8 protein-coding genes and 1 pseudogene are annotated in these 13,225 nt (G+C 56.2%); 6 read left to right on the top strand and 3 right to left on the bottom strand.

The window, feature by feature from the left end:
* Positions 1–250: 250 nt before the first annotated feature.
* Positions 251–490: pseudogene (locus tag KF752_13430) on the bottom strand (DUF1778 domain-containing protein).
* Positions 491–639: 149 nt separating this feature from the next.
* The gene (locus KF752_13435; protein MBX3422550.1) at positions 640–1,554 is read right to left on the bottom strand and encodes an SMC-Scp complex subunit ScpB; all 915 of its coding nucleotides are present in this window, start codon (positions 1,552–1,554) and stop codon (positions 640–642) included.
* Between the two features lie 293 nt (positions 1,555–1,847).
* Between KF752_13435 and KF752_13440 the strand changes: the two genes are divergently transcribed.
* The 3 genes from KF752_13440 (at position 1,848) to KF752_13450 (ending at position 6,695) form a co-directional block, all read left to right on the top strand.
* A complete protein-coding gene (locus KF752_13440) occupies positions 1,848–2,933 on the top strand; it encodes a MoxR family ATPase (GenBank protein MBX3422551.1) in 1,086 nt (361 codons plus the stop codon).
* A 64-nt stretch (positions 2,934–2,997) separates the two neighbouring features.
* The gene (locus tag KF752_13445) at positions 2,998–4,386 is read left to right on the top strand and encodes a DUF58 domain-containing protein (protein MBX3422552.1); all 1,389 of its coding nucleotides are present in this window, start codon (positions 2,998–3,000) and stop codon (positions 4,384–4,386) included.
* A gap of 5 nt (positions 4,387–4,391) precedes the next feature.
* Positions 4,392–6,695 (top strand): copper-translocating P-type ATPase, encoded by a 2,304-nt coding sequence (locus KF752_13450; protein MBX3422553.1) that lies wholly within the window; start codon positions 4,392–4,394, stop codon positions 6,693–6,695.
* A 277-nt stretch (positions 6,696–6,972) separates the two neighbouring features.
* Here the strand turns inward: KF752_13450 and KF752_13455 are convergent, their stop codons facing one another.
* On the bottom strand, positions 6,973–7,728 hold the full coding sequence (locus tag KF752_13455) for an MBL fold metallo-hydrolase (GenBank protein MBX3422554.1): 756 nt from the start codon (positions 7,726–7,728) through the stop codon (positions 6,973–6,975).
* 331 nt (positions 7,729–8,059) lie between these two features.
* Between KF752_13455 and KF752_13460 the strand changes: the two genes are divergently transcribed.
* The 3 genes from KF752_13460 (at position 8,060) to tadA (ending at position 13,143) form a co-directional block, all read left to right on the top strand.
* Positions 8,060–9,820, top strand: coding sequence for a type II/IV secretion system protein (locus KF752_13460; GenBank protein MBX3422555.1), 1,761 nt, complete (start codon positions 8,060–8,062; stop codon positions 9,818–9,820).
* Positions 9,821–10,235: 415 nt separating this feature from the next.
* Complete coding sequence (locus KF752_13465; protein MBX3422556.1) at positions 10,236–11,348, top strand: type IV pilus twitching motility protein PilT; 1,113 nt, start codon at positions 10,236–10,238, stop codon at positions 11,346–11,348.
* Positions 11,349–11,427: 79 nt separating this feature from the next.
* On the top strand, positions 11,428–13,143 hold the full coding sequence (gene tadA, locus KF752_13470; protein MBX3422557.1) for a Flp pilus assembly complex ATPase component TadA: 1,716 nt from the start codon (positions 11,428–11,430) through the stop codon (positions 13,141–13,143).
* The last annotated feature ends 82 nt before the right edge of the window (positions 13,144–13,225 follow it).

Raw genomic sequence — 13,225 nt, forward strand, 5'->3', positions numbered from 1 at the left:
ATAGCTGCCTTGTCAATTCATTTGGAAGGTTCGAGAAGTCGATTGGGGATGCAGCTAGAGTGTAATACGCCGCGATGGCATTCTGGTCGTCGGTCAAAACTTTATTAGCGGTCAGCTTCTTCAACTGGCTTTGAAGTGCTTTGTTATGCAGCCACTCATCGACCCTCGGCCTGACCAGAATCAAATGACTTTCGCAGGTACCTGCGAGTCAAGAGTTGCAACGTCCATCCCGAAGGATAGATTACAGCGCTCATTTCTCGCCCCGCATGATTTGTGAAAGCACTCTATGTGCCTTCGTCAATTTGGGTGGCTTAGCGATCGCGTTTCAAAACAATAGTTGCTCTTGCGGTGTCAACGAAATCGTCTGATGTTGAGCCGATTCGACTTCGCGTTTAGCCTGCTCAGCGATCATCAAACGTACGTAGTCGCTGACGCTAATCCTGCGCAATTCAGCGGCCTCGCTGAACAATGCTCGCGTTTCAGCGGGCATTCAGACCATGAGTGATTCTGAATTAGCCATCGATTATCTCCACAGAGCATTCAGCGAACTTTGCAATTTGCCTCTTCGCATATTGTGTTGTGAATTGCAATACAGGCAATTCTTGCCAGGGCGAGCTATCAAGAGCCCGTCGGACCAATTTACCCTGGTTGCGACCATTCTTCGGCAGTCGGCAAATCGTCTAACGATTCCAAGCCGGCCAGCTCCAACAATCGCGGCGTCGGATAGTAATGCGGTTGCAATTGATTGCCAGCCTTTTCGCGACGCATTTCCAGTAACTGCCTGCGGACCAATTGATTCAGTACGCCGCCACAGGGTTTACCGATTTGCGAATCCAGTTTTTCGCGGCTAATGCCCGGCTGATAACTGACCAGTGCCAGACAGTCGATGGCTTGTTGATTGAGTCGCACGGGCCGCGCTGGTCCCATCATTTGTTGGCGCAGATAATTCAGGTCCTCGGCTACTTGCAATCGGTATCCACCTCCCACACTGGCTACATAGAATGCGCGCTGATCGGCAGCGTACCCTTGATTCAATTGGACCACCAGTTGATCCACTTCGGCCTCGGTCACACCGCGCATCAGCGCCGCGATCTCGGTGGCCGTGATTGGTCCGCTATCGGGCCGGCCCACCAGCAGAACCGCTTCTACAATATTCAGCGGGGTGACCGCACAATAGCGATCATTACTTGTATCCTCTGGCACCCCAACCGCACCCGCCGACTCGGAATTTGCAGCTTGTTCCGCCTTGCCGGCGGAATCGTTTGCAGTGCTGTCTGGATCTTGCCCATCGTCGGCTAAGCTGGCAACCTGCTGTTGGGCTGTCGATCCATGGCTGGAGGGGTTCGACAATATTTGAGCATACGATTGGCTCAGCTCCTCCAGTGACACCGAGCCATCCGACTGATCATCAAAAACGTCGAAATCATCTGCAAAACTACGAGCCAGTCGATCCAGATCGCTGGTCGATGCGCTGACTGGCTCAACCGGTAAAGACGCCGCGATATCTGACAACGGCTGTGCTGGGTTGGGAGCAATAGATTGCTTGCGCTTCATCTTCAATCCCTTGTGCAGGTCGCATGCAGGTAGGCCCGACGGCGCAGGTCGGCCCCATTTTCCGATCGGACGGACAAGCGTGTTCGTAGACGACAGCCGATATTGTATCCACTGTCAAAACCTTGTGGTAACCGCGGGCGCGCATGGGGCATTTTCTTGTGGTGCTAAACGCATCGTTCAGAAGTTGTTGCCGTACTAGGATAGAACCCGTCGGTCGCTTACCATGATGAGCCACCAATCGAGCGGAATCGAGCTTGGCAACTTCAAGCAACTTTGGAGCCACGTGGCAAGTAATGCGCAGCACAAAAGAACTATTTGAAGCCATTCGGGGCGAGCTACATAAAATCTTTGTAGGCCAAGACGAACTCGTGCTCTCGACTCTGGTAGCGCTGTTCTCTGGCGGGCATGTGCTGATCGAAAGCCTGCCGGGCATGGGCAAGACCTTATTCGTCCGCGCGCTGGGGCGCTGTCTGAATTGCAAGTTCGGGCGCATCCAGTTCACTGCTGACCTGATGCCCTCTGACGTCACTGGTGCTCCGCTGCTGGACATGCGGACCCAAGAGTTTCGCTTTCGTCCAGGGCCGGTGTTTACACAATTGTTATTGGCCGATGAAATCAATCGCGCCCCGGCTAAGACTCACGCGGCATTGCTCGAGATTATGCAGGAGTTTCGGGTGACCGTCGATGGAACGTCGCACGTACTGGAGCGACCGTTTCTAGTGCTGGCCACCCAAAACCCGATAGAAAGCGAAGGCACCTACAATCTGCCCGAAGCTCAATTGGATCGTTTCTTGTTCAAAGTCGTCGTCGATTATCCGTCGGAGGCCGAAGAGTCGCAGATTTTGCTGCTGCATAGTCAACAAATAGACCTCAATCAGCGCATGGAGCAAGAACTGTCGCCGGTGACAGGCCCAGACGAGATATTGCATGTCATTCGTGCCAATGCTCAGGTGCGAGTCGAGCCGCAGTTGGTTCAGTATATTAATCGCTTGGTGCGCCAGACGCGGTCGTGGCCCAGTTTCTTTCTAGGAGCTTCGCCGCGTGCTGGTTTAGCGCTGGTTCAGGGCGCGCGAACATTAGCCGCCTTCCGCGGTCGCGATTATGCGATTCCCGACGATGTTGTCGATATCGCGCTGCCTGCCCTGCGGCACCGAGTCATTCTGAATGCCGAGGCTGAAGTCGAAGGACTGCGCGTGGACGGGGAGTTGCGGCAATTGCTCAAGAGCGTGGAAGTGCCCAAAGGCAACAGTTTTTCCAGCGACGTTGCCATAGCCATTGGCGCGGCACCTGATATGGCGCATTCAACTACAGGTGGGCAACCTAATTTGGATTTGACTGGCCAGGCTGCCGCTGGTTCTGAACCACCGCTTCCCGGGTAGTCGATTGGAAGTCATGCAATTGCTGCCAGCTCTACTTGCAGATTTCTCTTTGTTGGACTGGGGAATGACTCCCTGGACGGCGCTGCTCGTCTGCGTTGCGCCCTTGTTAATTCTGGTCATCGCGCAGCACACTTATCCGACCGGGCGGTCGGTTGCTGCCGCCAGTACGCCACTGCTGTTGTCGCTGCTGGTTCCCTGGTCCTGGTCGCCCAGCTGGTGGTGGATGGTCGTGCTGCTGAGTGGTTTACTGTTGGCGCTGGTGGCGGTGATTGACCTGTTCACTTTGCCTGTACCGTCCGGGTTGCACGCCACGCGATCGATGCAGCGCGTCGCCTCGCTGGGCGAACAGCATCGTGTCGACATCGACATCGACAATCGAGGGCACCGCGCCGTCGATTTACTGATTCGCGATGATACGACTAGTGACGGATTGGATTTGTCGCCAGAGCACCATCGCCTGCACCTTGAACCCAATTCGCGCGGCAGCGTACAGTTCCGATTGGTGCCGCATCGGCGCGGGCAATTCCGGCTGGAGCATGTCTACTTGCGATCATTCAGTCGGGCCGGCTTCTGGCAACGGCAGCACACGTTGAGTTGCCAGAATGATTTGCATGTCTATCCCGACATCAAACAGATCGCGGAGTACTCGCTGCTGGCGCGTACCAACCGGCTGAGTCAGATTGGTGTGCGCAGGACTCGTAAGGTTGGTCAAGATAACGAATTCGAACGACTGCGTGACTATCAACTTGACGATAACTATCGCCATATCGACTGGCGAAGCACCGCACGGCGGCAAAAGTTGACGGTCCGACAATTTCAGACGGACCAGAGCCAGCGGATCATATTCCTGCTGGATTGCGGACGCATGATGACCAACCAATACCAAGGACTTAGTCTGTTAGATTACGCGCTCAACAGCGTCCTGATGCTCAGCCATGTGGCGCTCATGCAAGGCGACTCGGTGGGTATGTTGTGTTTTTCCGATCGCATTCATACCTATGTACCGCCCGCAGGTGGTCGCCGGCAGATCAATCGCATTGTTCATGCTGGATTCAATCAATTCCCCGGCCTGGTCCAATCGCGATATGATTCAGCGTTCTTGTATCTGTCGGGACATTGTCGCCGACGCTCCTTGGTGGTGTTGGTGACCCACGTCATCGACCAAGTCAACTCCGACCAGATTCACAACTATTTGAAGCACTTGGTCGGCAGCCATCTTCCGCTGCTGGTATTGTTGCGCGATCATGGCCTGTTTCAAGCGGCCGATAATCCGAGTCCTGACCCCAATGTCATGTATCGTAGTGCAGCAGCCGGACAACTGTTGTTGTGGCGGCATCAGGTATTGCAGCGACTGAAGGCCACGGGGACTTTGGCACTGGACGTCTTTCCGGAAGAGATGACGGCTCGTATGATCAATCAGTACCTGGAAATTAAAGCTCGCCACTTGTTGTAATGCCTATGAGCGACAGGACGATCGAACTGCCCGTCACGGGAATGACCTGTGTCAATTGTGCTCGCTCGATTGAAGCCGCGCTGGGCAAGCTGACGGCGGTGCGCCAGGCGACCGTCAATTTCCCGGCTAGCACTGTGCAGATAACGTTTGACCAGCATGCGGCTACCGTCGCACAGCTAGAAAAGGCCATTACCGATTCCGGCTTTCAGGTCGTTCACCAGTCTCATTCGCAGTCGCTGGCAGATGCGCGCCGCGCGGCCAGTCATCATGTGCAGCAGCGTCAGTGGTACCGTTTTTGGCTTGGGCTGACGCTGACGGTTCCCGTTTTCATGATCAGCATGGGACGCGATTTTGGGCTGTTAGGGCATTGGGCGCACGCCGCCTGGGTCAATTGGCTGCTGGGGGCGCTGGCCACCCCCGTCCAGTTCGTCGTCGGAGCCGAGTACTACGCCAACGCCTGGCAGTCTCTCAAGAATCGCTTTGCCAGCATGGATGTGCTGGTGTCAATCGGTGCCTCAGCGGCCTATTTTTTCAGCGCGGCCGTCCTGGTGGTGGACACCTTCGGATGGGGCAAACTAGGCGATCACGTGTACTTCGAGACATCCGCAACCATCATTACGCTGATTCTGTTAGGGCGGATTGTCGAGAGCGGTGCTCAGCGACGTACCGGGGCGGCGATTGAAAAGCTGGTTCAACTGCAAGCCGATTCGGCTGATGTGTTGCGGAATCTGGATATCGTACATGTGCCCATCGACCAGATTCAGATTGACGATTGTTTGGTCGTCAAGCCAGGGCAGCGCGTGCCGTTGGATGGTTTGGTCAAGCACGGCAGTTCGACAGTCGACGAAAGCTTGTTGACCGGTGAAAGCCTGCCGGTCCCCAAATCCAAAGGCGACGCGGTGCTGGGCGGTACGCTGAATCAGCAGGGGCTGCTGCACGTCACCGTGACACGCCTGGTCAGCGATACCGCCCTGGCGCGAATTGTCGCCCAGGTTCAGCGGGCTCAGGCCAGCAAGGCACCGGTGCAGCAGTTGGCCGATCGCATTTCTAATGTCTTTGTGCCAATCGTTCTGGTCGTGGCTGCAGTGACTCTGATTGCCTGGTGGTACGCCAGCGGCAGCCTGAGCACCGCTATGTTCCGTTCGATTGCCGTGCTGATAATTTCCTGCCCATGCGCGCTGGGGCTGGCCACCCCATTGGCCGTGATGGTAGGCATGGGGCGGGGGGCCGAGATGGGCATTCTGTTCAAATCCAGCCTGGCACTACAAACATTGCATCAGGTCCAGCACATCGTCTTCGACAAGACGGGGACGCTCACCACCGGGCAGCTCAGCGTTACGGACATCCTGTGCGCCGATCAAGGCGGCAATGCGAACGATAGTTCTCGGGATCGACTGTTGTATGTGGCCCGCGCCGTAGAGCAGGCAAGTGAACACCCGATCGCCCGCGCCGTGGTGGAATTCGCCAATAGACAACTCAGTGGCTCCAGTGTCCTGTCTAGTGCGCCGCCGACACTTCACATACGTGAATTTTTGGCCGTTCCTGGCTGCGGGGCTCAAGCGCAAATTGATGATCGGCTCATACGAGTCGGCACAGATTGGTGGATCAAAGAGTGCGGCATTGCACTGCCCGAAGCGATGGTCGTGCGCGCTGTGCAATTAGAAAATCAAGCCAAGACCGTGCTCTGGATCTCAAGCGATGATCAGGTCTTGGGGCTGATGGCCGTTGCTGACGTGCCCAAAGCGGATGCGGCCATGGCGATCCGCGAACTGAAGGCAATGAGTATTCGAGCCAGTATGCTGACCGGTGATAACGCGCGGACCGCCAACGCTATCGCTACCGAAGTCGGCATCCAGGATCAGGATGTCGCCGCTCAAGTCCTGCCCGGAGATAAAGCCAATTTCATTGCCCGGCTTCAACGGTCGCCGGCGGCTACCGTGGCCATGGTGGGTGATGGTATTAACGATGCTCCGGCGCTCGTGCAAGCTGACATTGGCATAGCGCTGGAGACCGGTGCCGACATCGCTTTGGAATCAGCCGATGTCGCTCTGATGCGCGGGGACTTAATTGCCGTACCCAAGGCGGTTCGCTTGAGTCGCGTTACCATGCGCGTCATCAAGCAGAATCTATTTTGGGCCTTCGCCTACAACGTTGCGCTGATTCCAATTGCCGCTGGAGTCCTGGCCAGTTTCAGCGGCCTGCCAACTCCGCTACGCGAGCTGCATCCCATCTTAGCCGCACTGGCCATGGTGCTATCGGATCTGATCATCGTGCTGAACGCCCTGCGCCTTCGCAAGATTGAGTTGTAGCTGTGCTCGACAAGCGCATGGTAAGGCATGCACACGTACACACGCAGGGTGGGGTAAGTGAAGCCGATGAATAAGCGAGTCGGAATGCCAAGCGCTACCACCGAAAATTGCGTAAGGCGATAATCCCGCAAGCTATCCGCCTGACGCCGGCCCTTCACCATCGCTTGGTGGGCCGGCGGTCGCTGGATTTGGGTGGTGTGTTGGAAGTGTGCTTGTGTAAGAGCATTGGCTGCTGCTCTGCAACCTTGTACCACCCTCCTGCACTACCGCACTCAGTTCACACCTGTACCACCATTCCATCTTCTGCCAGTCGCATGCCCAGCTCGCGATGTTCGGCATCAAGACCAAGTTCGTTTTCAGCGTCGGTCGCCAGCGGATTGACGTGAATCAGGAGTGTTTGTCGCGGTCTGGTCAGTTTGACGAATTCGGTTACTGCGGACAGCCAACTATGACCAGTCCGCAGCCCAAGCTGTTGGTGCTGGTCGCCGAAATAGCACTCGTGCAATAACAGATCGACGCCCTGCAATTGCTTGGCTAGCTGCGGGTCGTGTTGTGGCGTCGTGTCCGTCACGTAGGCCAGCCGCTTGTCGGCAGTCGAAATCAACATACCCGTTGATCCACCGGGGTGATCCAGAGGAAAGTATTCCAGTTCCGCTTCGGCCAGTGGCACGCGCCCCGAAGCTCCTGCAAGCGGTCGAAAGTCGTAACTGGGAGCAACCGGGAACAGCGCCGCGTGGAATAGGTGCTCGCGTACGGCGTCCAGTTTGTCGGCCTGTCCCCAAATGCGGACTTGCTCCAGCCCGGTCACCGTCATCACGTCCAGAAGAAAGGTTAGCCCTACGATGTGGTCTAGGTGTGCGTGAGAGAGGATTAGGTCTATGTGTCGGCGCGGGGCTTGCAGCAACTGATCGATCAGCCGAAACAGCCCGGTTCCGGCGTCCAGCACGATGCCTTGGTCGGGCAGGTAGTAACAAGCGGTATGTCGGGACTGGCTGGGGTGGTAGCCGGTCGTTCCGAGACAAACCAATCGCATGGAAAAGCCCCTTGTAGCCAGTCGCTAGCATGTAGTGGAAGTAGCAATCTTATCCGTTCATACCGTCCGTAAGGTGGGAGCGGCGGGGCTGTTCAAATAGTGGGTTAAATTCAATGCTGGTTGCTAATGACAAAGTTCGTCTACGTGCGATTGGTAAGCCTCCCGCGCCGGGCCCACCACTGGAGAGAACGGTCGCCTGCAATCTTAACCGATTCCGGCGCCACGCGCCAGAGTCAGAATTGTACAAATCTTACCTAATACCGTTACTGAGTTGGCTATTGGCCGGGTACAATAACAGGCAGTGATGGCTCGTTTTCCCACAGGATCAGAAATGGACAAATCAATCCGCAGTTTCCCGGACCTGCTGATACGACGTGGAATCGCCAGCTCGGAGCAAATCAACGAAGTCGGCAAGTCGGCTGCAGATTCGAATATCGGTCTGGTCGAGGCCCTGATTCAGAGCGGCTACGCTGAGGCCGATCAGATCTACCACGCCCTGGCTGAGTTCCACAAACTGCAATTCGTGGACCTGAGCACCGTCAAGATCCCCGACGAAGTCATTCAGTTGGTCCCCGAATCGGTGGCTCGCGAAAACAGCGTGATTCCCTACGCCGAAGAAGATGGCGTGATTCATGTGCTGTTGAGCGATCCGTTTGACCTGGAAACGACGGAAAAGCTGCGGTTCATCCTCAATCGCCGCATCGAAACCGCCTTAGCGCCCCGCGACGCCATCCAGGAAGCGATTAACCGCTACTATGGCCAGGTCGAAGGTGAATCGGCGGACTCCATACTGCAGGAGTTCACCGATACTCAGATCGACTTCACCGAGACGGCCGAGGATAGTGCTGCGGTGGAAATGGCCGACGACTCCAGCGCACCTGTCGTGCGCCTGGTGCAGATGATGATTCAGGAAGCGGTCCAGCTGCGCGCCTCCGACATTCACGTGGAACCGTTCGAGGATCGAGTCAGAATCCGCTACCGCATCGACGGGGTTTTAGTCGAACGCGACAGCCCACCCCGCCGCCTACTGGGAGCCATTTTGTCGCGCATTAAAATTCTGGCCAGCATCGACATCGCAGAACGCCGTCGTCCGCAGGATGGACGGATCAAGGTCACTGTCGGCGAAAAAGAATTGGATCTGCGTGTCAGCTTTATCCCCACCAACCACGGCCAATCGGCGGTCATGCGCTTGCTGGACAAGGACAACATCAAGATTGGTGTTCGGCAGCTGGGTCTTAGTGAACGCGACTTTAAGATCTTCACCAATACAATCAAACGCCCCAACGGCATTATGCTGGTGACCGGCCCGACCGGCTCAGGCAAGACGACCACGCTGTATGCCGCTTTGAATGCCATGAATCGGCCTGACCGGAAAATCATCACAGCCGAAGATCCGGTCGAATACTACCTGCCGGGGATCAATCAGGTGGAAGTCCGCCACGACATCGGACTAGACTTTGCACGCATTATCCGCTCCATGCTGCGACAAGCTCCCAATATCATCCTGGTGGGCGAAATGCGAGATTCTGAGACTGCCTCCATGGGAATCCAGGCCAGTTTGACTGGACACCTGGTTTTTAGTACTCTACATACGAACGATGCGCCCAGTTCTGTTACACGTATGACCGATATGGGCGTTCCCTCCTATCTGGTGGCAAGTTCGGTGGTGGCGGTCCTTGGCCAGCGTTTGGTGCGGACGATTTGCAAGCGTTGCAAGGCGCCTGTCAAGCTCAGCAAGGCCGTGCTGGAAGAGGCCGAAATTCCGCCTGAGGTGGCGGCCAAGGCTGAGTTCATGCGGGGCAAGGGATGCGGCTACTGTCAGAAATCGGGCTTCCGTGGTCGGATGGGAATTTACGAGTTGATGGTCGTCAGCAGCCGTATCCGCGAAATGATGTTTCAAGGAAAATCGACCGTTCAACTGTGTGAGCAAGCCATTAAGGAGGGAATGACCACCCTTTACTGCGACGGGGTACGCAAGGTTCTGCGCGGTTATACGACGCTGGAAGAGGTCTATCGCGTTGCCAAGCGGACCGAGCAGGATCGCATTGCCCTGCAGATGGTCTTCAGGGAATTCCTTGAAGGCAAGAGCTAGGTGGCGGTCCGTGTGCCGGTCGCGGCTAACCACATTTCCGCTCGCCCGCCACACAAGCGGCCAGGGCCGGGTACAACCGCTTGTGGTTGCGTCGGCACCTTCGGAACAACGTGTACAAACGGCGCACCGCCATGGTTACGGGCTTCCTAAGCCGCGTCCGTGGGCCCCAGCGGTTAGACTTATCCCCCCAACTCCAAATACAATGCAAGGTGAGTTGACTGTAGCTGCCGTCGCTTGCGCGGTAGGGTTGCCGGGGCGTCATGCTTATCCACACCACGCCCTGGCGAACGTAGTTGCGATACCAAAGTAGCTACGACAAGCTTTTACAAGCTATTTGCCAAGCTCGTCGCACAGCGCCACGGGCAAATAAACACTCGTCCAGTTCCAAAGTTCCGCTCAGGATTTGTAATCTTCTATGGCAACCGTACTGATTGACAAACTATTGCAAGCCTGCGTCAAGCAGGGTGCTAGCGATATCCACATCGTCGTGGGCCAGCCACCGGTATTTCGCCTGCATGGTCGCATGCGCAAGCTGGACACGAAGGTGCTGGAACCGGAAGACACCGTGGCGCTGATGAAGAGTATCGCGCCGGATCGCTGCCAACGCGAGTTGCAGGAAAACGGCAGTTCCGACTTCGGCTTTGCGTTTGGCGATTTGGCTCGCTTCCGCGTGTCTATCTTCAAGCAGCGCAGCAACATTTCAATGGTTTTGCGGCAGATTCCCAACGACAAGCTGACTCCCGAACAGCTGGGCCTGGCCCAATCGGTGGTTGATATGGTTCAGCGGCCTCGCGGGCTGGTGCTGGTTACCGGTCCGACCGGCTCGGGAAAAAGTACCACGCTGGCCAGCCTGATCAACTTTCTGAACGAGACTCACGATCATCACATCATCACGATCGAAGACCCCATCGAGTTCTACCACGAGCACAAGAAGTCGACCATCAATCAGCGTGAAGTGGGCGTGGATGTGCCCAGCTTTTCCGAGGCGATTCGCCGCGCGCTGCGACAAGACCCGGATGTCATTCTGGTGGGTGAATTGCGAGATTTGGAGACGATTCAAGCCGCCATTAGCGCGGCAGAAACCGGCCACGTGGTCTTTGGTACGCTGCACACCAATAGCGCTCAAGGTACCGTCAACCGTATTATCGACGCCTTTCCAGGGAATTTGCAGGACCAGATTCGCACACAGCTCAGCACATCCTTAATCGGCGTAGTGGCTCAGACGTTGCTACCGCGTATCGGCGGCGGTCGCGTGGCGGCTTATGAGGTCCTGGTCGTCACGCCCGGGATCGCCAATCTGATTCGGGAGAACAAGACTTTCCGAATCAACTCGGCCATTCAGACCGGGGCAAAATTCGGCATGAACCTGATGGACGACGCGCTGTTCAAGCTCTGGCAGGACGGCGTCTGCACGATTGAAGATGTGTTGTCCAAGAGCCATCGCCCTGACGATCTGGCCAAACGTGTCGTCAACGCCCGCAAAGGTATTTACGACAATCCAACCGTCGGCGAGGACGCAGCAGTCTAGGGGCCTGAGTACTGACAAAAAGTCACAAGCATTCAACATTCATCTCTAGTCAATTTCACCCTCCACCCTTCATATCCCTATGGTTACTCGACGTCTCGGCCAAATCTTAGTTGACCTGGGTTTCATCACCGACGACCAGTTGCAGGTCGTCTTGGATGAACAGCAGCAGCGCCCCGGCGCGCTGCTGGGCAAAATCGCCGAGGACCTGGGGCTGATTACCGAAGCCCAGTTGGCACAGGCGCTGGCCGAGCAGTTTCACATGCAGACCGTGGAATTGTCTGACGCCCAATTGCCGCCCGATCTGCTGAAGCATTTGACCGAAACCATGGCGCAGATGTACCGCGTCATTCCGGTTCAGTTCGACGGATCAGCGCTCACTGTGGCAACCAGCAATCCGCAAGACTTGCGCGTCCAGGACGAACTCCGCACCTTCCTGGGATATGACATCAAACTGGTAGTGGCCACCGATCGTGATATCGACGCCATGATCGCCAAGTACTATTCGTCCGACGTCGATACGATGGAACGGATCATCGAGAACCTGGCCAAGGACGATGAACTGATCACAGCGGCCTCCAAATTGTCCAAAGACGGCGCCTTTAACCTGAGTGACGCCGAAGCCCTGGCCGACAGCGCTCCGGTTCGCAAGCTGCTGAACATGGTGTTGCTGATGGCCATCAAAGATCACGCCAGCGACATCCACTTTGAGCCGTTCGAGACGGAATTCCGTATCCGCATCAAGGCCGAAGGTGTGTTGTACGAAATGGTGCCGCCGCCGCGCCACTTGGCCTTTGCCATTACCACGCGCATCAAAGTCATGGCCAATCTGGACATTGCCGAACGGCGCTTGCCGCAGGACGGTCGTATCGAGCTGATGGTGGGTGGTCACCAAGTGGACCTGCGCGTCAGTGTGCTGCCAACCCTGTTTGGCGAAAGCGTGGTCATGCGAATTTTGGACCGCTCGGTCGTGTCGCTGAACCTGAACAACGTCGGCATGGATGAACACACGCTCACGACCTTTCTGAAGATCATCGATCGGCCCAACGGTATCGTGCTGGTTACCGGACCGACCGGGTCGGGCAAAACCACCACGCTCTATTCGGCGCTCAGCCAGTTGAATTCGATCGAAGACAAGCTGATCACCACCGAGGATCCGGTGGAATACGATATCGATGGCATCATTCAGATTCCCATCGATCATGAAATCGGAGTGACATTTGCCTCGTGTCTGCGGGCCATTTTGCGGCAGGATCCCGACATCATCCTGGTCGGCGAGATTCGCGATGTGGAAACGGCTGAGATCGCGGTGCAGGCCTCGTTGACTGGCCACTTGGTATTCAGCACGCTGCACACCAACGACGCTCCCAGCACCATCACCCGTATGAAGGACATGGGTATTCCGACCTTCTTGATCACCGCCTGCGTCGAAGCCATTCTGGCCCAGCGTCTGGTGCGTCGCATTTGCGTCAACTGCCGCGAGGAGACTCAGGTTAGCCGCGAGATATTGATGGATCTGGGAGTCGATCCAGAAACGGTGAAAGACAAGAAGTTTTATCGCGGTCGAGGCTGTGACAATTGTAACAACACCGGCTACAAGGCCCGCATCGGCCTGTTTGAGCTGATGATCATGAACGACACTTTACGCGACATGATCATGTCTAACGCCACCACCGACCAACTGCGCGATAAGGCCGAAGAGTTCGGTATGATTCCGCTGCGCAGATACGGCATGAACTATGTCTATCAAGGCATCACCACCGCTGACGAAATCCTGCGTGAAACCATCGCCGATTAACCAACCATCCCACCCCCTGCGTAAGCCGGGGACAACCCGACCACAGTATCAGCACGACGACATTACGCCCAACAATTCATTA

It is taken from the genome of Pirellulaceae bacterium (assembly GCA_019636385.1).
In the GTDB taxonomy this organism is placed as follows: Bacteria; Planctomycetota; Planctomycetia; order Pirellulales; family Pirellulaceae; genus Aureliella.

What these genes read in the sequence shown, in the direction of transcription:
- KF752_13435 (MBX3422550.1), bottom strand. Translation starts at nt 1,554, where the DNA reads ATGAAGCGCAAGCAATCTATTGCTCCCAACCCAGCACAGCCGTTGTCA.
- KF752_13440 (MBX3422551.1), top strand. Translation starts at nt 1,848, where the DNA reads ATGCGCAGCACAAAAGAACTATTTGAAGCCATTCGGGGCGAGCTACAT.
- KF752_13445 (MBX3422552.1), top strand. Translation starts at nt 2,998, where the DNA reads ATGACTCCCTGGACGGCGCTGCTCGTCTGCGTTGCGCCCTTGTTAATT.
- KF752_13450 (MBX3422553.1), top strand. Translation starts at nt 4,392, where the DNA reads ATGAGCGACAGGACGATCGAACTGCCCGTCACGGGAATGACCTGTGTC.
- KF752_13455 (MBX3422554.1), bottom strand. Translation starts at nt 7,728, where the DNA reads ATGCGATTGGTTTGTCTCGGAACGACCGGCTACCACCCCAGCCAGTCC.
- KF752_13460 (MBX3422555.1), top strand. Translation starts at nt 8,060, where the DNA reads ATGGACAAATCAATCCGCAGTTTCCCGGACCTGCTGATACGACGTGGA.
- KF752_13465 (MBX3422556.1), top strand. Translation starts at nt 10,236, where the DNA reads ATGGCAACCGTACTGATTGACAAACTATTGCAAGCCTGCGTCAAGCAG.
- tadA (MBX3422557.1), top strand. Translation starts at nt 11,428, where the DNA reads ATGGTTACTCGACGTCTCGGCCAAATCTTAGTTGACCTGGGTTTCATC.